The organism is Candidatus Methanosphaera massiliense, from assembly GCF_028890305.1.
Lineage (GTDB): Archaea > Methanobacteriota > Methanobacteria > Methanobacteriales > Methanobacteriaceae > Methanosphaera > Methanosphaera massiliense.
Genome location: NZ_JARBXM010000001.1, coordinates 360,978 through 386,413, shown reverse-complemented (window position 1 = coordinate 386,413; position 25,436 = coordinate 360,978). Strand labels below are relative to the sequence as shown.

Genomic DNA, 25,436 nt, shown 5'->3' with positions numbered 1-25,436 from the left:
TTAATAGCTCTTAACACTTTATACGATATAGTGTTAAATACTTTAGATGCCTCAGTAGCTCAGTCTGGTGGAGCGCTTGACTTGTAATCAAGCGGTCGGGGGTTCAATTCCCCCCTGGGGCTCTAAATTTTACGTGGGACCGTAGGGTAGCTTGGTCGATCCTTTGGGCTTTGGGAGCCTGAGACTCCGGTTCAAATCCGGGCGGTCCCATATTTACCCGTCTTAGCTCAATTTGGCAGAGCATCGGACTGTAGATCCGAATGTTGCTGGTTCAAGTCCGGCAGACGGGATACCTTTATAATTTTATTAATTATAAATTTTACTTTATCTTATAACATGTAAGATAGTTAAGTTTAAATACTATTAAAGTTAAATAGTAAACTAGTTGCTTTGTATATGAAAAATACAATGCATAATATATTTAATATGCCGTGGTAGTGTAGAGGCTATCATGCAGGCCTGTCGAGCCTGCGACTCGGGTTCAAATCCCGGCCACGGCGTTTACATAGGGGCTCGTAGCTCAGTCTGGGAGAGCGCCTGGCTTTTAACCAGGCGGTCGCGGGTTCAACTCCCGTCGGGCCCGCTAATATTTTAACTTAATTTTTGATTATTATTATTAATTACAGCAATATTACATGTTGTTAAAATTGATAATATTTTTACATAGGGGCTCGTAGCTCAGTCTGGGAGAGCGCCTGGCTTTTAACCAGGCGGTCGCGGGTTCAACTCCCGTCGGGCCCGCTAACATTTTATTATTATTTAATTATGTAATGTTTTTCATTATAATATATTAGGGCTCGTAGCTCAGTCTGGGAGAGCGCCTGGCTCTTAACCATGCGGTCGCGGGTTCAAATCCCGTCGGGCCCGCTAGAATTTTAAATCATTTAACTATTTTTTATAAAATTAATTTTTCAATGAATACAAATAATATTTATATCATAACTTGTAAAATTATTAATAATTAAATGATAATTTTTTTATAGTGAATATTCATATTTGGAGGATATAATTTGAAAGTTGATATATTACAACATAATCTAGTTCCAGAACATACAATATTATCTGATGAAGAAGCTGAAGAAGTTCTTGATAAGTTAAATGTTCGTGTAGATCAAATTCCTAAAATATTACCTACTGACCCTGTAGTTAAGGCAATTGGTGCTGAGTTAGGTGATATTATTAAAATTACTAGAAAAAGTGAAACTGCAGGAATATTTGTTGCTTATAGAGTTGTTAGAGAATAATTTATCATGATTACGATTTAACAATTAACTTTTTTTTTTATTAGTTTTTTATTTCTAATATAGAGTTTTTATCTTTTTTTTAATAGGGAGTATATAAAAGAAACCACTTATATATAAAACTATATGTTTTTATTAGATGAGGTACATACATAAAATATACGTATTAATTTATAGAATTAAATTTTAAATCATGTTTCCTTTATTAGATTTGAAATTCTATGTATATTTATTTTAGATAGAATTAAATGTTTTATTCTAAAATTAATTATGAAGAAATAAGATGTTTTAAAGTTTTATTATCGTTTTAGGCAGATAATATAACGTTAAAATATATGATGATATTCGATATAATAATAAATTTATAATGATGTCTAATAATGCTGTAAATGATTATCGTAACTTCATTTGAATTAAATAATTTTATTACTTTTTTGTTGAAGTAAATCGTGATTATTTTATTGTTATTTGATAAGTGATGGGTTTTTGTAAATTTAGGATTTATTAATATTTAATCATTCATAAGAGAGGAAATTTGTAATTAGAATTGGTATTATAATGGGAGTTCATGAGTATTTTCTGTAAGGATTTTGAATTATATTAATTACAATGAATACATGTGTTGTTTTATTGTGTATTTCGAATCTTTATTGGATTTTTTATGGATGTTTCTGATTGTTTTATGGATTTGGTTACACTTTTTATTGATTATGGATTTTTTTGTAAATTCTTTTTTTCACTGTCTCTTATCATTTGGTTATGATATGATATAGTATTATTTTATTTGATATTACATTTTTGTTGAGGCAAGGATATTTAATTCTTGTGGAGAATTGATTGTATTAGTTTGTGTATTATTGTCTATTTACTTAATTACCATCACTTATAAGTGGTAGTTGATAATTCATGGATTAATGTATATTATGTAGTATTTAGAGTATACTCTGTTAATCATTTATTTTTTATTAGTGTTTCACATAATTAGTGAAATACTTTAATTTGAATATCATGTAGTTGACTGAAAATTTTTAGAAAGGAATTCCAGATGAAATTATGATTAGTGTGTATTAATTTCTATTTGTTTATGGAATTTTTTTCAAATGGGAGATGGATATATGACAAAAAATGCATGGCCTTTAGTTGATTCATTTTTTGATGAATATGATATAGTTGACCACCATATTAGGTCATACAATGATTTTCTTGATAATAAGATTCAGGAGATTGTTGATATTACTGAACCAATTACCTTGGATCATGGTGAATACACTATTAAAACGGGTGACGTTGAAATAGTTAAACCTTTCATAAAAGAGGCAGATGGTTCTAAAAGTATTATTGAACCTGCAGAGGCAAGGTTAAGAAATCTTAACTATTCTGCTCATATGTACCTTGACATGGCTCTTGTTAAAGGTGAATCTGATGATTATGAGATGGAGAAAGTATATATAGGTGAGTTACCTGTCATGCTTAAATCTAAAGCATGTCACTTATATGGCTTAAACGATGCAGAATTAGAGAAAGTGGGTGAAGATCCACAGGATCCTGGAGGATATTTTATCGTAAATGGATCTGAAAGAGCTATTGTTACAATGGAAGAGATTGCTCCTAACAAAATTATCTTAGAACAAAGTGAAAAAGATAAAGCTGATAGAAGAGCTAGAGCTGTTGTAACATCAATTAAAAGTGGATTCCGTGCTAGAATTACTTTAGAGTACAGAAAACCACATAAAAAAGGAGTATTCCTCAGAATTTCATTCCCTTATGTTCCAGGAGAAATACCTCTTGTAATATTATTAAGAGCTCTTGGATTTGAGAAAGATGTAGATCTTGTTAACAGTGTATCTGATGATATTAATACTCAATTCTTATTAATTGATGATATCCAGACTACTGGTATCAATACTAAATATGATGCTGTTAAATACATTGGTAACAAAGTAGCTAGGGGTATGACTGAAGAGTACAGAATTAAGAGAGCAGAAGATGTAATTGATAGATATCTTTTACCTCACGTTGGAGTAGATCCAGAAGACCGTATAGATAAAGCAGTATATCTTGCTGAAATGACTGAAATGCTTTTACAAGTTATTAATGGTGAACGTGAACCTCACGATAAAGACCACTATGCTAATAAAAGACTCAGAGTATCTGGAGATCTTATGGAAGACTTATTCAGAGTTGCTTTCACTAGTTTAACTAGGGATATGACTTATCAGTTAGAGAGAAGTTTATCACGTGGTAAGGAGCCATCTGTTAAACAGGCTGTTAGAAGTGATGTTATAACTGAGAATATTAAACACGCTATTGCTACTGGTAATTGGGTTGGTGGTAGAGCTGGTGTTAGTCAGTTACTCGACCGTACTAGTTACATGGGTACTTTATCACATCTTAAACGTGTAGTATCTCCTTTATCTAGAAGTCAGCCTCACTTTGAAGCAAGAGATTTACACCCTACACAGTTTGGTAAGATTTGTCCTAACGAAACTCCTGAGGGACCTAACTGTGGATTGGTTAAGAACCTTGCTATTGTGACTAAGATTTCTGAAGGTTATCCTTTAAAGGAGATTGAGAAGGATATTAAGGCAATGGATTACATCACACCATTAGATCATAACTTAGAGTAAAATTGAAGGATTGTATTTAAGGAGACTTATAATGGTAACAGTTAAAGTATATATAAATGGTAAATTAATTGGAACAACAGAGGAACCTGAAGCATTTGTTAAGGAAGTTAAGGCTAGAAGACGATCTAATGAATTAACTCATGAATTAAACATCACTTATTATGAGGATAATAATGAGATATTTATATTCACTGATCCTGGAAGGGCTAGAAGACCATTAGTTATTGTTGAGAATGGTGTTTCTAAACTTACAGATGAAATTATCGATAAAGTAGCTTCAGGAGAGATGAAATGGTTTGATCTTATCCATGAAGGTATTATCGAGTATATCGATGCAGAAGAGGAAGAGAATGCTTATATTGCAATGTTTGAGGAAGATATTACTCCTGAACATACTCACTTAGAAATTGATCCTTCCACTATGCTTGGTATCTGTGCTGGTATTATTCCTTATGCTAACCATAACTCCTCTCCTAGGAACACTATGGAAGCAGGTATGACAAAGCAGGCTCTTGGATTATATGTGTCAAACTATAATCTCAGAACTGATACAAGAGCACACCTGTTACATCAGCCACAAATGCCTGTTGTTAAAACAAAAAGTATGGTTTCTACAGAATATGATAAAAGACCATCTGGTCAGAATTTTGTAGTAGCTATTTTATCATACCAAGGGTGTAACATGGAAGACGCTCTTGTTATGAGTAAGGGTTCACTAGAAAGAGGTCTTGGTAGATCATCATTCTTCAGGTCCTACGAGGCATCTGAGAGAAGATATCCTGGTGGTCAAGAGGATCACTTCGAATACCCTGAGAGCATGGTTAGAGGTTACAGGTCTGAGGAAGTATATAAGAATCTCGACGAAGACGGTCTTATAAATCCTGAGGTTCCTGTTCAAAGTGGAGATGTATTAATTGGTAAGACATCACCTCCAAGATTCCTTGAAGATGTTGACGAATTCGGTACCGTTGCAGAAAGAAGAAGAGAAACTAGTGTAACTGTACGCCATGGAGAACATGGTGTTGTAGATAAAGTTATCCTAACTGAGACTATTGAAGGTAGTAAACTAGCTAAGGTTAAAGTTCGTGACCACAGACAACCTGAGTATGGTGACAAGTTCGCTTCAAGACACGGTCAGAAAGGTGTAGTCGGTCTTATTGTACCACAGGAAAACATGCCGTTTAATGAGGAAGGTATGTGTCCTGATTTAATGATTAACCCTCACGCTATCCCATCAAGAATGTCTATTGGACAGATTATTGAGATGCTTGCTGGTAAAGCTGGCTGTATGATTGGTCAACGTATTGATGGTACACCATTTACTGGTATGCCTGAGGATGAAATTAAATGTTTATTAAGAGAGAATGGTTTTGAAACTCATGGTCGTGAACAATTATATAATGGTATCACAGGTGAACGTTTCAGAGCAGAGATATTTATTGGAGTAGCATACTACCAGAAATTACACCATATGACTTCAGACAAAGTATATGCTAGAAGCAGAGGTCCTGTACAGGTTCTTACACGTCAGCCTACCGAAGGTAGAGCAAGAGAAGGAGGACTTAGGTTTGGTGAGATGGAACGTGACTGTCTCATTGCTCACGGTGCAGCATTGTCATTGAAGGAAAGATTACTTGATGAATCAGATAAGTATGAAGCATTAATTTGTGGTGAATGTGGTGGATTAGCTGTAAGAGATAAGATTCGTGATAGAACATACTGTGCTATCTGTGGTGAAACAGAAACATTCCCAGTTGAAATTTCATATGCATTCAAATTATTACTTGATGAATTAAAATCATTATGTATATCTCCAAGTCTTGTATTAGAGGATAAAGCATAAGTATCTAGGAGGATTAATACTTGAAAGGAATAATTAAAAAAGTATCTGAAATTGATTTTGGTCTAATGTCTCCTGAAACTATTAGGAAGATGTCTGTAACTAAGATTGTAACACCAGATACATATGATGAAGATGGTTATCCAATAGAAGCTGGATTAATGGATCCAAGGTTAGGTGTTATTGACCCTGGACTTAAATGTCGTACATGTGGTTCTAAAGGTGGAGAATGCCAGGGACACTTTGGACATATTAACTTTGCAAGACCTGTTATACACGTTGGATTTGCTGATACAATCCATAAAATATTAAGGTCCACTTGCCGTAAATGTGGAAGAGTTCTCTTAACTGATACTGAGAAAGTTGAGTACAAAGAGAAACTTGAGGAAAGAATCCAAAATGGTGAAGATATTTCTAAGATTCTTAAACAAATCCATTTAGCAGCTAAGAAGGATAAATGTCCATACTGTGGTGAAGAACAAATAGAAGTTAAGATAGATAAGCCTATTTCACTTGTTGAAGGTAATTATAAATTAACAGCTAGTGAGGTACGTGAAAGATTAGAAAATATACCTGAAGAGGATTACATATACATTGGTATTAATCCGGAGGTTGCAAGGCCTGAATGGATGGTGTTAACTGTTCTTCCAGTACCACCTGTAACTGTAAGACCATCAATCACACTTGAAACTGGTGAAAGATCAGAGGATGACCTTACACACAAACTAGTTGATATCTTACGTATTAACCAGAGGCTTAAAGAGAATATGGAAGCCGGTGCTCCACAGTTAATTGTTGAGGATTTATGGGAGTTATTACAATACCACGTAACAACTTACTTTGATAATGAAGCATCAGGAGTTCCACCTGCAAGACATAGGTCTGGTAGACCTTTAAAAACATTAGCTCAACGTCTTAAAGGTAAAGAGGGAAGATTCAGAAGTAACCTTGCTGGTAAACGTGTTAACTTCTCAGCACGTACTGTAATTTCACCAGATCCTAACCTCAGTATTAACGAGGTCGGTGTACCGGAAATGATTGCTAAAGAGGTAACAGTACCTATAGCAGTTACTGAATGGAACATGGAAGAGATGAAGAAATTCATCCGTAATGGTCCGGATGTACATCCAGGTGCAAATTATATTATCAGACCTGATGGACGTAAAATCAGAGTATATGATGAGACAAAGGATACTGTAATTGAAAACCTTGAACCAGGATATATTGTTGAAAGACATATTATTGATGGTGATATAGTATTATTCAACCGTCAACCTTCACTTCACCGTATGTCCATGATGGCACACGAAGTAAGAGTTTTACCATACAAGACCTTCAGGTTAAACTTATGTGTATGTCCACCATACAACGCTGACTTTGATGGTGACGAGATGAACATGCACGTATTCCAGACCCCTGAGGCTCGTGCTGAAGCAAATGATATTATGAAGGTACAGGAGCATATCCTATCACCACGTTATGGTGGACCAATTATTGGTGCTTTACACGACCATATTACCGGTGCATATTTACTTACAAACAAGGCTACATCATATCCTGAGGATAAGGCTTTCCAGATTATTAAAAGGTCTAAGATGGAACTTCCAGAGCCTAAGGGTAGAGATTGGACGGGTAAGGAAATATTCAGTTTACTATTACCTGACAAACTTAACTTAATATATAAGGCTGAGATTTGTAGAAATTGTGAGGAATGTAAACATAAAGACTGTGAATATGATGCATATGTTGTAATCAGTAATGGTCAGCTACTACAGGGAGTAGTAGATGATAAAGGATACGGTTCCGGTAGTGGTAAAATATTAGATGCAATTGTAAAACAATTTGGATCTGATGCAGCAAGATACTTCCTAGACCATGCTACTAAGCTAGCAATCTTTGGTGGTGTAATGCAGAGAGGATTTACCACAGGAACAGCAGATGAGGAAATTCCTAAAGAGGCAGAGGACAGAATTGCAGAATTACTTGAAAAATCTGACCGTAAAGTGGAACAACTCATCGAAGCATATGAAAACAATGAACTAGAAGCATTACCTGGACGTAGTCTACGTGAAACACTTGAGATGAAAATCATGCAAGTGTTAGGAGAAGCAAGGGATAACACTGGTGTTATCGCAGAACGTTACTTCACAACATCAAACAGTGCAGTAATCATGGCACTTACTGGTGCTCGTGGTTCAATGTTAAACTTAACTCAGATTGCAACCTGTGTAGGACAGCAAGCTGTTCGTGGAGGTCGTATTAACAGGGGTTACATTGACAGAACATTACCTCACTTCCATAAAGGAGATGTAGGTTCTAAAGCAAGTGGTTTTGTACACAGTAGTTATAAGAAAGGATTAGATCCATTAGAATTCTTCTTCCACGCAATGGGAGGACGTGAAGGATTAGTAGATACAGCTATTCGTACAGCACAGAGTGGTTACATGCAGAGACGTCTTGTAAACGCACTTCACGACTTAAGTGTACATGAAGATGGTACAGTAAGAGATAACAGGGGAGCAATCATCCAATTCAAATATGGAGAAGATGGAATTAACCCAGCAAAAAGTGATTATGGACAAGTTGCAAACCTAGATAAACTCATAGAAGAAATGAGACTAGAATCTAGTACAAACAGTAAATAGGGGGAGAATCAAGTATGGATACAGAACAAGTACAAAAAGTAGTAGACGAAAAAGGCGCTAGTTATTTCCCTATTAAACTTGTTGAAGAAATAGCTCAGGCAAGTGAACGTAACAATTTAACCGATGATGAACTAGACACACTAGTCTCAAAGGTTAAAGAAGCATATGAACGTGAAGAAGTAGAACCTGGAGAATCAGTAGGAACAATAGCTGCTCAGTCAGTAGGAGAACCGGGTACACAGATGACCATGCGTACTTTTCACTACGCAGGGGTAGTAGAGCTTAACGTAACATTAGGTCTTCCAAGACTTATAGAAGTAGTAGATGCACGTAAGAAAATAGCAACTCCTACAATGGACATATACTTCACAGATGAATACAAAAATGATGAAGAATTCATCAGAAAAATGGGAAATAAAATTGGTAAAATTACACTAAATGATGTCATTAAAAATTTCAATGTAAACTATATGGATAATATAATTACAGCTGAAATTGATTTAGATATACTTGAAGAACGTAGACTTGAACTTTCAGAAGTTACTAGTGTAATTGAAAAAACTTTTAAACAAGTAAATATAGATAATAATTTACTGAGTTTTAAAACCACATTTTCTAAAGATGATGAAAAAATTCAACATGGTATTCGAGAATTAAGATTACTTGCTGATAAAGTCAGAGATCTCCAGATTAGTGGTGTTAAAGGTATCGGTAAAGTAGTTATCCGTCATGAACATAATGAATGGGTAATACACACAGAAGGTTCTAATATTGGAGCTATTCTTAAAATTGATGGTGTAGACATTGTTAAAACCACAACAAACGATATCTTTGAGATTGAAAAAGTTCTTGGTATAGAAGCAGCACGTAATGCTATCATACATGAGTTATACACAACCATGGAAGAACAGGGACTTAGTGTAGACATAAGACATATTATGTTAGTAGCTGATATGATGACTGCTGATGGTGTTGTAAAATCCATTGGTAGACATGGTATTAGTGGAGAAAAATCCAGTGTACTTGCACGTGCAGCATTTGAGGAAACTGGTAAACACTTACTTAACGCTAGTATACGTGGAGAAACTGATAATCTCACAGGTATAATCGAGAATGTCATTGTTGGACAGCCAATACCCCATGGAACTGGGTCTGTTGGTGTTGTAATGAAAGATAAAAATTAGGAGGCAGTAAATGGATATAGAAAGAGGGATACGTGTAGCCGTAGATACTGGTAAGGTTATATTAGGATCCAACAAATCAACCCAAGCAATAAAACTTGGAAAAGGAGAACTCGTTGTAATCGCAGCTAATGCTCCAAAAGATGTAAAAGAAGATATAGAAACATATTCTAAACTATCTGATATGCCAGTATACACTTTTGAAGGTTCTAGTGTAGAATTAGGTTCAATCTGTGGTAAACCATTCACAGTAACAGTTCTAGTAGTTCTAGAACCTGGAGACTCTAATATATTAGAGTTAAAAGAATAAGTTGATACTATGTCCGTCAAACTTACAACCAACGAAATCAGATACATAAGTTTATTTGAAACAATAACTAGTGCCACTGTTAAGGACTGTATCATAGATGACGAACATAATAAAGTTACTTTTTTGGTAAAAAAAGGAGACATGGGCTTAGCAATAGGAAAACGTGGAAGTACTATTGGTAAGATGCAGAAATCTGTAGATAGGAGTGTTGAAATAATAGAACACTCCGACGACCCCGGCGAATTTATAAGAAATTTATTATCAGCAGCAACAATAAATTCAATAGAATTTTCAACTGATGCTAAGGGTAATAAAATCGCCACCTTAGATGTCGACTCAAAGACTAAGAGAGCTGCCATTGGTAAAAATGGTCAGAATATTCAGCGAGCCAGACAATTTGCTAAAAGACAATTTGAAATTAGTGATATTATCATAAAATAACCATATTTATGATTAAATAAAAGATTATCAGATTATGGTATTATTACCATTATTTTAATCTTTTAATCTTAGAACTCAGTTAATACAAAAATTATAAAACTATAATGAAAAGTATGTGGAAGTAATTTCACGTAAATTTAGATGAAATATAGCATGAAAGCATTAAAACTTACTCTCTTCATCTAGTAGGTAATATGTGCATGTGAAACTAAAACTTTGAATAGAATAAATAAAATTAAATTAATGGAGGAATAAATTTGCCAGGATTATTCGCAGCAAAAAAATTAAAAGATAACAGACAAAACTTCCGATGGAAAGACACACAATACAAACGTAAAACCCTCGGATTAAACATAAAAGCAGACCCACTAGAAGGATCACCTCAAGCAAGAGGAATTGTAATAGAAAAAGTGGGAATTGAAGCAAAACAGCCTAACTCTGCTATAAGAAAATGTGTAAGAGTTCAGTTAATTAAAAACGGTAAACAAATCACTGCATTCGCACCAGGTGACGGAGCTATCGGTTTTATCGATGAACACGACGAAGTAATGATTGAAGGAATAGGAGGACCATCAGGTAGGTCCATGGGTGATATTCCTGGAGTAAGATGGAAAGTTACAAAAGTTAACAACGTTGCTTTAGCTGAAATGGTAAGTGGAAAAATCGAAAAACCTGTAAGGTAATTACGTTATTCAAGGAGATTTAATTAATATGAGCTTCAAATTATTTGATAAATGGGATGTAACAGAAGTTACAGTAGAAGATATGGGATTACAAAACTATGTATGCCTAGATGAAATTGTAGTACCACACACAATGGGACGTCACGTAAAAAGACAATTTGCAAAATCAAGAGTATCCATTGTAGAAAGACTCATGAACAAACTCATGAAAACAGAAAGAAACAGTGGTAAGAAAAACAAAGCATACTCCATAGTAGAAGATGCTTTAGAAATTATCAACAACAAAACCAAACAAAATCCTGTACAAGTATTAGTAAAAGCTGTAGAAAACACAGCACCTAGAGAAGAAACCACCCGTATAAAATATGGTGGAATAGGATACCAAATAGCAGTAGATATTGCACCTCAAAGAAGAGTAGACTTATCATTAGGATTCTTAACAAAAGGAGCAATGCAATCTGCATTCAAAAACAAAAAATCAGCTGCACAATGCTTAGCAGATGAAATCTTACTTGCATCAGAAGAAGATTCCAGAAGCTATGCTGTACAGAAAAAAGAAGAAAAAGAAAGAGTAGCAAGATCCGCACACTAGTTCTTGAACTACTCCTAGTTCTTCTTACTTCTTTTGAAATAACTAGAATTTTTGACTTTATGAAAATAATCGAAAGATTAAAAAACATTTAATAAAAGATAAATAATTATATTATGATTAACATTTAGGTGATATATTTGAGTCGACGAGATCAAATGGTTAACAAAATTAAAGATTTAATGTACAAGCCAGAATATATTAGAAACATTGGTATAGTAGCTCACATTGACCATGGAAAAACTACTTTATCAGACAATCTTCTTGCAGCTGCAGGAATGATTTCCTCTGAATTAGCAGGTGATCAAAGATTCCTAGACTTTGATGAACAAGAACAAGAAAGAGGAATTACTATTGATGCAGCTAACGTATCAATGGTACACACTTATGAGGATCAAGAATACCTCATCAACTTAATCGATACACCAGGACACGTAGACTTTGGTGGAGACGTAACACGTGCAATGAGGGCAGTAGATGGTGCAGTAGTAGTTGTATGTGCAGTTGAAGGTATCATGCCTCAAACAGAAACAGTACTAAGACAAGCATTAAAAGAAAATGTAAGACCAGTACTATTCATTAACAAAGTAGACAGATTAATAAACGAATTAAAACTTGACGACCTTGAATTACAAAACAGATTTATTAAAATCATTGCAGGAGTAAACAAACTTATCAGAAACATGGCTCCTGAACAATTCAAAGAAGAATGGCAAGTTAAAATTGAAGATGGTACAGTAGCATTCGGTTCAGCATACCACAACTGGGCTATCAACGTACCTGAGATGCAAAAAACACACATTACATTCAAAGATATTATTGAATACTGTAATGAAGACAAACAAAAAGAATTAGCTCAAAAAATAAAAATCGAGGAAGTAATCCTTGGTATGGTAGTAAAACACTTACCTAGCCCTAAAGTAGCACAGCAATACAGGGTACCTAAAATTTGGTCCGGAGACATCGAATCAGTTGAAGGTCAAGGTATGATTAACACCGATTCAACTTCCCCATTAGCAGTAATGGTAACAGATGTAAGTATAGATAAACACGCTGGAGAAATAGCTACTGGACGTGTATATGGTGGATCAATCGAAAAAGGTTCCGAAATATACTTTGTAGGTTCAATGGCAAAAGCAAGAACCCAGCAAGTAGGAGTATATATGGGTCCAGAAAGAATCAACACTGATTCTGTACCAGCTGGAAACATTGTGGCTATTACTGGAGCTAGAGGAGCTATTGCTGGTGAAACAATCACTGATGCAGATCATAAAATAGCACCATTCGAAAGTCTTGAACACATATCTGAACCAGTAGTTACAGTAGCTGTAGAAGCTAAAAACACCAAAGATTTACCTAAACTTATAGAAGTATTAAGACAAGTAGGTAAAGAAGACCCAACTCTCAGAGTAGAGATTAACGAGGAAACTGGTGAACACTTAATTGCTGGTATGGGTGAATTACACTTAGAAGTGATCATCTACAGAATTAATGATAAAGGATTAGAAGTTGAAACTTCAGAGCCTATTGTTGTATACAGAGAAACAATTGCTGGCACAGCAACCAATGTTGAAGGTAAATCACCTAACAAACATAACAGATTCTACATAGACGTTGAACCATTATCTGATGATTTAATGAACGCTATCTCCGAAGGAGAAATAGAAGAAGGTAGAGTAAAAGGTAAAGAAAGTGCAAAAGTATTCCAAGAACATGGATTAGACAAAGACGAAGCTAAGAAAGTATGGGATGTATACAAACACAGTATATTTGTAAACAAAACTCGTGGTATCCAATACTTAGATGAAATTAAAGAATTATTAATGGAAGGTTTCGAAAGTGCACTAGATGATGGACCATTAGCAGATGAGAAAGCTATGGGAATAAAAATCAGTCTTATGGACGCAAAAATACACGAAGATGCAGTACACAGAGGACCAGCACAAGTATTACCTGCTATAAGAAAAGCAATATACGGTGCAATGATGTTAGCACAACCAACATTAATGGAACCAATGCAAAAAGTATATATCAGTGTACCACAAGACTACATGGGAGCAGCTACCCGTGAAATCCAAAACAGAAGAGGACAAATTGTAGAAATGGGTCAGGAAGGAGACATGTCTACAATTGAATCCAAAGTACCTGTAGCAGAAATGTTCGGATTTGCTGGAGATATCAGATCAGCAGCAGAAGGACGTTGTATTTGGTCAACAGAAAACTCTGGATTTGAAAGAATCCCAAGAGAATTACAAAATAAAATAGTAAAAGAGATACGTGAAAGAAAAGGTTTAAGTCCAGAACCATATGGACCGGACCACTACTTAGGATAAGTATATTACTTATCTCCACGTATACTTTTTTTATAAAACATAACCATAAAGTATATAAATAAAAATTTATAAATACAATAATTACTAAAAGATAAATTTAATATATCTAGATTTCCACAAGAGATTTAGGAAAATTATTGTAATTTATAAAATTGTAATTAAGGATAATATATAAGAAATATTTCTACAGGGGAATATACCAATCTCCTGGTATATTTCTTGTAGTAGAACTACGTATTTCTTTATTACACAGTTAGAGGACGTTCTCTAGATAAAATATATCTAGCAATCGGCTTGCTAACATCTATAAACCAAACTATCCAAAGGATAGTACCTGATTTATAAATTATATTCAAATACATGTTTAATATATGGAGGATATATAATGGCAAAAGCAAAAACTCACATGAACTTAGCATTCATTGGTCACGTAGACCACGGAAAATCAACATTAGTAGGACACCTTTTATTATTAGAAGGAGCTATCGCAGAACAACAACTCGATGAAGGAGAAGACAAATTTAGATTTGTAATGGACAAACTCGGAGAAGAAAGAGAAAGAGGAGTAACAATCGACCTTGCTCACGCTAAATTCGAAACACAAAAATACGAATACACAGTAGTAGATTGTCCAGGACACCGTGACTTTGTTAAAAACATGATTACTGGTGCATCACAAGCAGACGCAGCAGTACTCGTAGTAGCAGCAAACGACGGTATCATGCCACAAACAAAAGAACACATCTTCTTATCAAGAACACTTGGTATAAACCAATTAATCATTGCAATTAACAAAATGGATGTAATTGACTACGATGAAGCAAAATTCAACGAACTCAAAGAAGAATTAGGAAAACTAATCTCAACAGTAGGATTCAAACCTTCAGAAGTACCATTCATCCCAGTTTCCGCATTTGAAGGAGACAACATAACCGAGAAAAGTTCAAACACTCCATGGTACAAAGGTAACACTTTAATCCAAGAGTTAGATGCATTAGATGAACCAGATAAACCTGTAAACTTACCTTTAAGATTACCTGTACAAGATGTATACTCCATTACTGGAGTAGGTACAGTACCTGTAGGAAGAGTAGAAACTGGTGTATTACACACAGCTGAAAATATTGCATTCGAACCAGCAGGAGTAACTGGAGAAGTAAAATCTATCGAAATGCACCACGAAACACTCGAAGAAGCAGTTCCTGGAGACAACGTTGGATTCAACGTAAGAGGTGTAGGTAAAAACGATATTAAAAGAGGAGACGTAGCAGGTACAACCAAAAACCCACCTAGCGTTGCAAAAGAATTCAAAGCACAAGTTGTTGTATTACAACACCCTGGTGTAATCACAGTTGGATACACACCTGTATTCCACGCACACACAGCACAAGTTGCATGTACATTCTTATCTTTAGATGTAAAACTTGATCCTGCAACAGGACAACCTAAAGAAGAAAACCCTGACTTCCTAAAAACAGGAGATGCAGCATTAGTTACCATTAAACCAACAAAACCTATGGTAATTGAAAACATCAAAGAAATTCCTCACATGGGAAGATTCGCAATCCGTGATATGGGTCAAACAGTAGCAGCAGGTATGTGTATAGACATAACCCAAGCTAAATAAGTAAATTAATTTTTACTTATATTTTTTTTTTTCAAAAAAATCGACTCATGTAATAACTATTTTTAATAGATTTAATTTATATTAGCTATTATGCTATATTCATGTGTATACTTTGAATATAATTTATTAGTTGTTACATTATATAATGGGATATATTTTATTAAAGGGGAATTTAAATGAACAAAGCAAGAATTAAATTAACAGGTACCGATCCAGAAAAAATAGCTAACGTATGTGACCAATTAATCAAAATAGCTGAAAGAACTGGTGTAGATTTATCAGGTCCTATTCCTTTACCAACAAAGAAATTAGTTGTACCAACTAGAAAAAGTCCAGATGGTGAAGGTAAAGCAACATGGGAAAAATGGGAGTTACGTATTCACAAACGTCTTATTGGTATTGAAGCAGATGAACGTGCAATGAGACAAGTTATGAAAGTTAACGTACCTGATAACGTAAGTATCGAAATAGAACTTAAATCTTAGATACTAATAAAAAACTATATAAATTATTACTGATATAAATAAGTAATAGATTTTATTAGTTTTTAAATTTTTTTTAACATATGCCGAGATAGCCTAGCCAGGTAAGGCGCGGGACTTGAGATCCCGTGGAGTTATCTCCTCATGGGTTCAAATCCCATTCTCGGCGCTGAGGGAAACACCTAAATAATGGGTGTTTCATTTTTTTTAAACTATATTTTTTTACATTTTTTATTAATTTTAAGTATTTTCATTTTTTTTATTACAATTTTTTTAAATACTTTTACATCATTTCTGATTTTATTGTTTTTTATCAGGATTTTCATTTATTTTTTTTAACTAATAATATGAATTTATAAATGGAATTAAGTATTAATTTACTTGAGAAATTATAAAAATGGAAAGAAAATACATTTTTAGAAGAAGCAAAAAAATGATGTATAATTATAAAACTTCAAAAGGTTCTACGTGAGATGAATTGCTTATATTTGTGAACTTTAACTTAATATTATTTGGATTTAATTCACATAATCTATATCTATTTATTAATTATATGATTCTATATAAGCATATCATGGATATAATAATCACGTCATATTAAAATGATTTAAAAGTAGATTTCCCTATAGATACTGTGATGTTTAAGGATGTAAATAGCTATTATAGTATATGGTCTCAAGCATTAATTGGAAGTGACGAAGACAACTCATAGTCATGGCCGTACTAATGAATTACATATTATTTGTGAGTGAGGATGTTCTATATTTCAATGAATTGAATCATGTATAATTTGTACTTATTAAAGGGTAATACTATGGTGGGCTATTGTAATTCTACAGTTATCCCACCATTTTTTTTATATGCATATAATTTATGTATTATTTTCCCTTTGCCGATTGGATTAGAACTTGAACTGTAAGTAATCTCTCACTTCTTAAGTTAACTCTTTTGAGTAGTAATTAAGCTATTCCACTTGTCCCCAGTGTTCTTTTTATTGTGTTTATGGTCTATTTTATCTACATATTTGATGGTTATGTAGTAAAATTTCTTGGGTTGTACTTCATTTTTTTTGAAGTAAGGTTACTAAGCTATCTCCCAGGACCGCCAGGTTGTTTTTTTTTCTATTTTTTTTATTTATTTATCATGTTATATAAGTTTATTGATTTTGTTTATTTTTTTTATTTATTTTATGTACATTGTTTATTTGTATTACTTTTTAGTTTATTTTATCCCTTTTTTTATTACTTTTGTTATTAATTGTTTATTTCTCTACGTAAGATTTAAATATAATTGAATTCATAAATAGGATTATAATAAGTTTTATAAAAAAAGTATTACTTTTCTAATGTTAATGAGGATGATTTTGTGAATAATTTTTTATTAATTTATTAGAGGGGGTACTGTAGGAGATATAAATAATGAATAAGAAGATAAAATATGGTATAGTAGCTTTAATTATTATAGTCATAGCTGTAATAGCTGCTGCTTCTTATTTTGGTACTAGTAATGATAATGATCCAACACATATTGTTGTTACATGTCCAGGTCACGCAGGTGAACCTGAAACAGGTTTTGATTCATTAACTGGATGGGGATGTGGTCACTTAAACTTTAATCCTCTCATATTCAGTACATTATTAACATCAGATGAGAACGGTAATTTTGTTAATGATTTAGCTACTGGTTATAATGTAAGTTCAGATGGTTTAACATGGACTGTTAATATAAGAGACGGGGTAAAATTCTCTGATAATTCAAGTTTAACAGCAAAAGATGTAGCTTTCACATTTAACACAGCTAAAACTAGTAATTCACAGTTAGACATGTCTAACCTTGATAGTGCTACAGCAATTAATGATACTACTGTTGAGATGAAACTGGTTAAACCACAATCATCATTTGTATATAATCTTAGATACATTGGTATTGTTAAAGCAGATGGATATAATAACACAACATTCGGTGCTAATCCTGTAGGTTCAGGACCATATAAATTAAAACAATGGGATAAAGGACAACAGGCAATCTTTGAAGTAAATGATAATTACTATGGTAAAAAACCATACTTCACACAGGTTACAATGTTATTCCCAGAAGAGGACACAGCATTTGAACTAGTAAAATCTGGTCAAGCAGATGTCGTACAAGCACCACTATCTAGCTTAAATGAAACAGTAGATGGATACAAATTAGTAGATTATGATAGTCCACGTGCACAAGGTGTGTCACTACCATATCTAAATGACACTGGAATAAAAACAGCTGAAGGAGATCCAGTAGGAAATAATGTAACAGCTGATCCAGCAATAAGAAAAGCATTAAATGTAGGTATTAACCGTCAGGAGATTATTGATTCAGTATACAAAGGTCATGGTACACCAGAATTCAGTGGTGTGGACTCATTACCATATGCAAACAATGCATCAAAAGTAACTGATAATAATGTTGACCAAGCAAAACAGATACTATCAGAGGCAGGATGGACTGATACTGATGGTGATGGAATAGTGGAGAAAAATGGAACAAATGCAACATTCAAATTATACTACAGTTCTAAAGATCAATCAAGACAAGCACTAGCAACAGTTATATCAGAACAAGCAAAACAAATAGGTATTAATGTAGAACTAGAAGGTACGGATTGGGATACAATCTACAAAAACATGTACAGTCAGGGAGTATTAATGCAGCAATCCTCTGATGACCCATACAGAAACACTTATCAGCAGTATCACAGTAAAGAAAATCTAACACGTGATGATTATATGAATCCTAACGCATATAATAATTCACAGGTAGACAGTATACTAGACCAAGCAATGAGTGCAACCAGCCAGGACCAGGCTAACCAGTACTGGTCACAGGCGGCATACATTGGCGATGGCTCAGGATTTGGTCCTAACGGTGATGCACCATGGTTATGGGTAGCAGATTATCATTACTGTTACTTTGTAAAAGATGGTATTAACATGGGTACGGCTCCAAAAATGGGACAGGATTACATGGCCAATATTTGTGACTGGACTCGTGATAACTCTACTAACTAGAATAGTATAAACTATTAGGGAACTGGGATTAAAACAGTAAATTTCCAGTTCTTTTCTTTTTTTAATAAATAAGTTTTTTATTACAATATGGGGGTATTTAATGAATAAAAAAGCAATGCTTTTTATAAGAAATAAAACAATACATTTCATTGTTTTAATGATTGCAGTAGCAATTTTCAGTTTTATTTTACTAGATTTATCTCCTATTGACCCAGTAAATGCATATCTTCAACAAACAGCAGTGTCAGCTGCTCAAAGAGCTTCACTAGAACAGTATTGGGGTGTTGGTGAACCATTAACTACTAAAATTGGTAAATGGTTACTCATGTTATTACAAGGAAATCTTGGAACATCACTCATATACCGTATTCCAGTAGTCGATGTTATTGCACAGAAATTTGAAGCATCTATTGTATTAATGGCAATATCCTGGGTTATAAGTGGGTTGCTCGGATTTGGATTAGGAATTGTTGCAGGTAAAAATAAGGGTTCATGGATAGATAAACTAGTAAAAGTATACTGTTACATATTGCAATCAGCACCATCCTTCTGGATAGGACTACTGGTACTGATAGTATTCTCAGTATATCTGGGATGGTTCCCAATAGGATTAGGAGTTCCCATTGGAACAGTTGAATCAGATGTAACAATATGGCAGTGGATTGCAAGACTGGTACTTCCAACATTAACGTTAAGTCTTGTTGGAGTAGCACCAATAGCATTATACACACGTAATGAATTAGTTGACGTCTTATCCTCTGATTACATATTATTTGCTAAGGCAAGAGGAGAATCAGGATGGCCTTTAATTGAAAGACAAGCTATAAGAAATGTATTACTTCCTGCTCTCACATTGCAATTCATGAATTTCAGTGAATTATTTGGTGGAGCAGTACTAGTAGAACAAGTATTCCAGTATCCTGGAATCGGACAGACAGCAGTAGCAGCAGGACTTCAAAGTGATGTGCCACTACTATTAGGTATAGTGCTGATAAGTGCTATATTCGTATTTGCAGGTAACCTATTTGCAGATATACTATACTACTTTGTTGATCCAAGAATAAAGGAGAATGAGAATCTTGAAAAAGAATAAAGAAGACAAAGGACCATGGGTTTTATATCATGCTAACCTCAGAACTAAAACACTGGTTATAATTATTGTTGCATCTTTAATTCTTCTCAGTGTATTTCTTAGTAATTTCTTCATTGATTCTAGTAGTTTAACAACTAACTTTGCAAGTATTAATGAAGCACCCTCCTTTGAACATATATTTGGCACTGATTGGATGGGCCGTGACATGTTCCAAAGAACACTGCTAGGATTAGGTCTTAGTATAGGAGTAGGTGCATTTGCATCTGTTGTAAGTACAATTATAGCAGTATTATTTGGTATATTATCTAGTGTTAACAGAGTAGCTGATGAATTTGTAGCAGCTGCTATTGACCTGTTCGGTTCAATTCCGCACATATTACTAATTATACTAATATCCATATCCTGTGGAGGCGGATTCTATGGTGTAATTATGGGTGTTGGACTAACACACTGGACACCACTAGCAAGAGTACTTAGAGCAGAGATAAAACAACTTAAAACAACAGAATATGTTAAATTATCTGAAAATCTGGATAAATCAAAGCTATGGATTGCAAGACATCATATTCTACCTAGTGTAGTGTCACAGATTATTGTAGGAGTAATCTTAATGTTCCCTCATGCAATTATGCACGAGGCAAGTATAACCTTCCTCGGATTTGGTCTTTCACCACACGAACCGGCAATAGGTATAATCTTATCAGAAAGTATGAGTTATCTTAGTCTGGGCTGTTGGTGGCTAGCATTCTACCCGGGATTGTCATTACTGTTTTTAGTATTGCTGTTTGATCTTATAGGGGAGAATGTCCATAAACTACTAGATCCGCAGAGTGCACAAACATAGGAGGACTAAGCATGGATGAGTTATTAGAAATAAAGAATCTTTCAATATCTTTCAACCAGTATTTCAAGGGACTGGAACAACGTAAACTACATGTTATATCTGATTTAACAATGACAGTTCATAGTCATGAAATATTAGCAGTTCTTGGTTCTAGCGGGTCAGGTAAAAGCCTACTTGCACATGCCATTCTGGGTATTCTGCCATTAAATGCAGAAGTTAATGGTAGTATAAAATATAAAGGTGAGGAACTGACACCAGAACTGCAGGAAAAGGTACGTGGTAAGAATATCAGTCTCATACCTCAATCTGTTAATTATCTTAACCCGTTAATGAAGGTTAAAGAACAAGCTATAGGATATGTGGATGAGGACCACCCTGAGATAAGAGAACAGCGTCTGAGTAAGCAGAGAAAAATATTTGAACGTTATGGTTTATCAGAGGAAGTTGATGAAATGTATCCCTTCCAACTATCGGGGGGTATGGCACGTAAAGTATTAATATCAACAGCACTACTAAATAATCCGGATACAATCATTGCAGATGAACCTACACCAGGTTTAGATGAGAAATCTGTTGAAGAAACAATTAATAGTCTTATTGACTTGAAAAATGATGGTGTGGGCATGATTCTGATTACCCACGATATTGATACTGCAATGAGAACCAGTGACCGTATAGCAATATTATACCTCGGTTATGTTATTGAGATTACTGATACTGAAAACTTCAGGGGTGAGGGTGAAAACCTGTTACATCCATATACAAGATCATTGTACCGAGCATTACCTGACACGTACTTTGAATTAACAGAGGGTCATCAGCCATCATACATGCATATACCAGAGGGATGTCCGTACCAGGATAATTGTCCATATAAGACAGAGGAGTGTATTGATAAACTTCCGGAACTTAGAGAAATAGATGGGACAATGATCAGATGCTATCATCCATTAATTGAGGAGGATTAATATGAATACATTGAAGGCAGAAAACATATCCTATGGATACACAAGTAAACATAAAGTATTGGATAATGTGAACTTTGAAATGACTAATGATAAGGTTATAGGATTATTTGGTGATAGTGGCAGTGGTAAAAGTACCTTTTGTAAGATATTAACTGGATTTATCAAGAATTATGATGGTCAGGTAACCGTTAATGGTGAACAGTTTAGCTCTGGATTCAATCCTATTCAATTAATCTATCAGCATCCTGAGAAGATTATGAATCCGCGCTGGAATATGCGTCAGGTACTTACTGAGTCTTGGATGCCACCAGAGGATGTTCTTGATACTTTTGGTATTAAGGAAGAATGGTTCAAACGTTTTCCTTCAGAGTTATCCGGTGGAGAATTACAGCGTTTTTCTATTCTCAGAGCAATGAATCCTAGAACTAAGTTTATTATTGCTGATGAGATCACGACTATGCTTGATGCTGTTACTCAGGTTCAGATTTTAGATAGTTTACTTACCATTGTCCGTGAGAGGGATGTCGGTGTTCTTCTTGTCAGTCATGATAAGCGATTATTAAATAGGGTTACTGATGATATTGTTTATCTTGATGATTTAAATAAGTAGGTCTGTTATTTTAATACCCTGCTTTTATTTTTTTTAATTATTTTTCTATTGTTTTATTTATTTTTTCTTCTAATTTTAATGGTAGTTAAGTAGTAATCTTGTTTTATATTATGAATTCTTTTATTCTGAATAAGGGTTATATTATTATTTCTTTATTTATAAGTAGTTCATGTGTATGTGGAGGTATTTTTTTATTAATTTTATTTTAAAAAAAGGTATTTGAGGGGGGGGGGGGTTAATAGTGTTTTATTTATTTAACTCTGTATCTTAGTATTCCTGCTATTCCACCAAATGCCTTGTCTAATTGGGTTCCTTCCTCTGTTTCGATGGATATTATTTCTACTTTGGTGTTTACTTCTTCTGCTAGTTCTATTAGTTCTTCTGTTGTTTCTTGTGTTTTTGTTATTTTCATGATTTCATTACATTTTGGACATCTTTTTTCCGGTGGTTCCTGGTGTTGTCTTGTTGTTATGACTTCTATTGTGTTACATGCTGGGCAGGTGTATGTTTGTCTTTTTGATTTAAGGTTTTCAGATAGCAGCAGTGTTTCTATTGCTCCCATCTGCAGGTTTCTTCTAACTTCTTCTTCACCATATGTGGATAATCCATTTTCTGATATTAATCCGTGGAGGAATCTTTTCATAAGTTTCTTTTCTTTGATGATATCCATTTCTGCTAATGTATCCATGGATTCATCTATCACTTCTCTTATTCCGAAATCTCCAGTATATGATGTGTCTACAATGTTGATAATCTTATCATGTATTTCATAGTGTATATAGTCTCCGTCTACAAAATCATTCTTTGTATGTCCTGGTCCACCAATTAGTACTCCTTTTAGTTCATCTTTCAGTGGTAGGAATGCTTCATCAACATGTCTTCCTATACGTTTTAAGAATTCGTGTGCTGCTAATTCAATTACTCTGTCAAACCTTCTCTGTGACTGTCCTCCTGCTTTATGTTTTCCAGGTACTCCACTAGTTAAGTGTTTGATGATATCTATTCTTTTTCCTCTTAATGTTGCTATGGTTGATTCTTTTCTGTCTAGTACAACTACTCCATATACTTCCTTGTATTCTATAATCTGTTTTAGTGGATCTACAAAGAATTGGTTGTCACAGTGGTATATGTAGGTCTGTACTGGTTCAGGTGGTTGGAATACGTATGTTTCCATTTTCTCTGTTCCAGGTCCTCCCTTTGGAATCATACCTACAAACATTACTAATCCTTTTTCTGGTGGTTTTGGGAATAGTTTTAATCTTTGTATAATTACTTCAATAGCTGACTGTACATTTTTTCTTGTTTGTTTACTTTTAATGTTTGAACTCTGTCCGATTTCGTCAACCATCTGTTTTCTTACATCACTAATTTGCTTGTCAGGCGGTATGTATACACTTACTAGTTCAGTTCCTCTTCCTTTCTTATTTTCTAATTCTTTTAGAGTTTTTTTAACTTCGTACATTTCTTTTGATGATACGTCACTCATTTTATAATTCACTTTCCTTTTTTTTTTAATAATTTGATGATATTGTTTAGCGTTAATATGTGTTGTTTTTAGTAGCAGGTGACTTTCTTATTTATCATTGGATTATACTTTAATCACTCTATTGTCATGTAATCCTTAGTTCCTGTTACTCTATTTTTTGAATATATATGTGAATAATATTCAATTTTACATTATGTTTATATTTATGTTTTATATTCTATTTTAGTTTTATGTTAGTTTTTTGCTTATCAATTAAATATAAAAATAATAGAATAGATAAATATAAATAGTTAAAATTTAAACTTTCTATTCTATAGATTGTTTGTAGTATATTGATTAAAGTTATTAGGAGAAGAGTATTAATGCGTATAGTTATTACAATTGGTGGATCAATTCTACTAAAAGAATATGATAATAAGAAATTTGAAGCATATGCAGATGTAATCAGAGAACTCTACAATGAACATGAAATATTCATTGTTGTTGGTGGAGGTAGACCTGCACGTGATTATATAAGTGTTGTCAGAGATATGGGTGAAACAGAATCCATATGTGACGAGATTGGAATACAAGTTACTAGAATTAATGCAAGATTACTTCAACTAGCTCTTAAAGACATAGCATTCCCTGCTATTCCAGTTAACTTCCAACAAGCACTAGAATACTCTGCTACTAATAAAATTGTTGTTATGGGTGGTACAGAACCTGCTCACAGTACAGATGCTGTTGGTAGTATTCTAGCTGAATTTGTTGGAGCAGACCTAGTTATCAATGCTACTAGTGTTGACGGATTATATGATAAAGATCCAAACAAGTATGATGACGCAGTCATGTTCGATGAAGTAACAGCAGATAACTTAATGGAAATAGTATCAGGCAACGAAACAAAAGCAGGTACTTATGAATTCATTGATAAAACAGCTATAGAAATAATAAAACGTTCAGGTATAAAAACCGTAATACTTAATGGTAACAATCCAGAGAATGTTAAAAAAGCTATCAATGAACCTATCGGTACACTCATAACTACTGATTAGACATTCACATGACCTACGGGAGGTAATATTTTATGGTAGTTGAAGCTCATAGACATTGTGCTATTTGTGGTAAACCTATTCCTATGACTGAATCATTCTGCTCTGATAAATGTCAGGAACAATATCAATTAAAACAGCAACAAGTAGCAAAACAAAGAAAAATATTATATGGTGTTGTTATATTATTCATCATAGTATGGGCTGTAATGGTATTTAAACCGTTCTAGAATCAAAAATATTTTTTATATAAATGACTAGGGATTTTATTTCTATAATTCCCTTTTTAATACTATTTTTTTCTATAAAATAAAATTTAATTCGTAACTGTTTCTTAAATAAATAATATAATTAG

General features: G+C 33.9%; 20 protein-coding genes and 8 tRNA genes. 27 read left to right on the top strand and 1 reads right to left on the bottom strand.

All coding sequences use genetic code 11. The features are described 5' to 3' along the window. The first annotated feature begins 48 nt into the window (after nt 1-48). From OTK55_RS01895 to OTK55_RS01775, 25 genes are all read left to right on the top strand, one after another. A tRNA-Thr gene (locus tag OTK55_RS01895) sits at nt 49-122 on the top strand. A 13-nt stretch (nt 123-135) separates the two neighbouring features. Beyond that, nucleotides 136-210, top strand: a tRNA-Pro gene (locus OTK55_RS01890). A 6-nt stretch (nt 211-216) separates the two neighbouring features. Further along, nucleotides 217-290 (top strand) — tRNA-Tyr (locus OTK55_RS01885). Nucleotides 291-428: 138 nt separating this feature from the next. Further along, nucleotides 429-500 (top strand) — tRNA-Asp (locus tag OTK55_RS01880). Between the two features lie 9 nt (nt 501-509). Next, nucleotides 510-583: transfer RNA gene (locus OTK55_RS01875), tRNA-Lys, on the top strand. 84 nt (nt 584-667) lie between these two features. Continuing rightward, nucleotides 668-741, top strand: a tRNA-Lys gene (locus tag OTK55_RS01870). A gap of 52 nt (nt 742-793) precedes the next feature. After that, nucleotides 794-867: transfer RNA gene (locus tag OTK55_RS01865), tRNA-Lys, on the top strand. Nucleotides 868-1,010: 143 nt separating this feature from the next. Then, entirely contained in the window at nt 1,011-1,244 is a 234-nt protein-coding gene (locus tag OTK55_RS01860) for a DNA-directed RNA polymerase subunit H (RefSeq protein ID WP_274870260.1), read from the top strand. Between the two features lie 1,112 nt (nt 1,245-2,356). Then, complete coding sequence (locus tag OTK55_RS01855; RefSeq protein WP_274870258.1) at nt 2,357-3,868, top strand: DNA-directed RNA polymerase subunit B''; 1,512 nt, start codon at nt 2,357-2,359, stop codon at nt 3,866-3,868. Between the two features lie 31 nt (nt 3,869-3,899). Further along, complete coding sequence (gene rpoB / locus OTK55_RS01850) at nt 3,900-5,711, top strand: DNA-directed RNA polymerase subunit B (protein WP_274870257.1); 1,812 nt, start codon at nt 3,900-3,902, stop codon at nt 5,709-5,711. A 20-nt stretch (nt 5,712-5,731) separates the two neighbouring features. Next, entirely contained in the window at nt 5,732-8,353 is a 2,622-nt protein-coding gene (locus OTK55_RS01845; protein WP_274870256.1) for a DNA-directed RNA polymerase subunit A', read from the top strand. Nucleotides 8,354-8,367: 14 nt separating this feature from the next. Next, nucleotides 8,368-9,537, top strand: a complete 1,170-nt coding sequence (rpoA2, locus tag OTK55_RS01840; RefSeq protein ID WP_274870255.1) for a DNA-directed RNA polymerase subunit A'' — start codon at nt 8,368-8,370, stop codon at nt 9,535-9,537. A gap of 10 nt (nt 9,538-9,547) precedes the next feature. Next, nucleotides 9,548-9,844 carry a 50S ribosomal protein L30e gene (locus OTK55_RS01835; RefSeq protein WP_274870254.1) on the top strand — a complete coding sequence of 99 codons (297 nt, stop codon included), beginning with the start codon at nt 9,548-9,550 and terminating at the stop codon, nt 9,842-9,844. 9 nt (nt 9,845-9,853) lie between these two features. Next, nucleotides 9,854-10,285 (top strand): NusA-like transcription termination signal-binding factor, encoded by a 432-nt coding sequence (locus OTK55_RS01830; protein WP_274870253.1) that lies wholly within the window; start codon nt 9,854-9,856, stop codon nt 10,283-10,285. A gap of 257 nt (nt 10,286-10,542) precedes the next feature. Next, a complete protein-coding gene (locus tag OTK55_RS01825) occupies nt 10,543-10,968 on the top strand; it encodes a 30S ribosomal protein S12 (RefSeq protein ID WP_274870252.1) in 426 nt (141 codons plus the stop codon). A gap of 28 nt (nt 10,969-10,996) precedes the next feature. After that, on the top strand, nt 10,997-11,560 hold the full coding sequence (locus OTK55_RS01820; RefSeq protein WP_274870251.1) for a 30S ribosomal protein S7: 564 nt from the start codon (nt 10,997-10,999) through the stop codon (nt 11,558-11,560). Between the two features lie 137 nt (nt 11,561-11,697). Further along, complete coding sequence (locus OTK55_RS01815) at nt 11,698-13,890, top strand: elongation factor EF-2 (protein WP_274870250.1); 2,193 nt, start codon at nt 11,698-11,700, stop codon at nt 13,888-13,890. 385 nt (nt 13,891-14,275) lie between these two features. Then, the gene (tuf, locus tag OTK55_RS01810) at nt 14,276-15,517 is read left to right on the top strand and encodes a translation elongation factor EF-1 subunit alpha (RefSeq protein WP_274870249.1); all 1,242 of its coding nucleotides are present in this window, start codon (nt 14,276-14,278) and stop codon (nt 15,515-15,517) included. Nucleotides 15,518-15,693: 176 nt separating this feature from the next. Continuing rightward, a complete protein-coding gene (rpsJ, locus tag OTK55_RS01805) occupies nt 15,694-16,002 on the top strand; it encodes a 30S ribosomal protein S10 (RefSeq protein ID WP_274870248.1) in 309 nt (102 codons plus the stop codon). A gap of 82 nt (nt 16,003-16,084) precedes the next feature. Beyond that, nucleotides 16,085-16,168 (top strand) — tRNA-Ser (locus OTK55_RS01800). 1,249 nt (nt 16,169-17,417) lie between these two features. After that, nucleotides 17,418-19,046: an ABC transporter substrate-binding protein gene (locus OTK55_RS01795; protein ID WP_274870247.1), complete on the top strand. Its 1,629-nt coding sequence runs from the start codon at nt 17,418-17,420 to the stop codon at nt 19,044-19,046. A gap of 100 nt (nt 19,047-19,146) precedes the next feature. Next, nucleotides 19,147-20,139 (top strand): ABC transporter permease, encoded by a 993-nt coding sequence (locus OTK55_RS01790; protein ID WP_274870245.1) that lies wholly within the window; start codon nt 19,147-19,149, stop codon nt 20,137-20,139. Beyond that, nucleotides 20,117-20,983 (top strand): ABC transporter permease, encoded by an 867-nt coding sequence (locus tag OTK55_RS01785; RefSeq protein WP_274870244.1) that lies wholly within the window; start codon nt 20,117-20,119, stop codon nt 20,981-20,983. The genes OTK55_RS01790 and OTK55_RS01785 overlap by 23 nt, the downstream gene beginning before the upstream one ends. An 11-nt stretch (nt 20,984-20,994) precedes the next feature. Continuing rightward, nucleotides 20,995-21,951 (top strand): oligopeptide/dipeptide ABC transporter ATP-binding protein, encoded by a 957-nt coding sequence (locus OTK55_RS01780; RefSeq protein WP_274870243.1) that lies wholly within the window; start codon nt 20,995-20,997, stop codon nt 21,949-21,951. A gap of 1 nt (nt 21,952) precedes the next feature. Then, a complete protein-coding gene (locus OTK55_RS01775) occupies nt 21,953-22,561 on the top strand; it encodes an ABC transporter ATP-binding protein (RefSeq protein WP_274870241.1) in 609 nt (202 codons plus the stop codon). A gap of 250 nt (nt 22,562-22,811) precedes the next feature. Here the strand turns inward: OTK55_RS01775 and prf1 are convergent, their stop codons facing one another. Then, entirely contained in the window at nt 22,812-24,047 is a 1,236-nt protein-coding gene (gene prf1 / locus OTK55_RS01770) for a peptide chain release factor aRF-1 (protein ID WP_274870240.1), read from the bottom strand. A 362-nt stretch (nt 24,048-24,409) separates the two neighbouring features. On the opposite strand from prf1, the gene pyrH reads away from it, so the two are divergent. Then, the gene (gene pyrH, locus OTK55_RS01765) at nt 24,410-25,084 is read left to right on the top strand and encodes a UMP kinase (RefSeq protein ID WP_274870239.1); all 675 of its coding nucleotides are present in this window, start codon (nt 24,410-24,412) and stop codon (nt 25,082-25,084) included. A gap of 32 nt (nt 25,085-25,116) precedes the next feature. Next, nucleotides 25,117-25,311, top strand: a complete 195-nt coding sequence (locus OTK55_RS01760; RefSeq protein ID WP_274870237.1) for a DUF2116 family Zn-ribbon domain-containing protein — start codon at nt 25,117-25,119, stop codon at nt 25,309-25,311. Nucleotides 25,312-25,436: the final 125 nt, after the last annotated feature.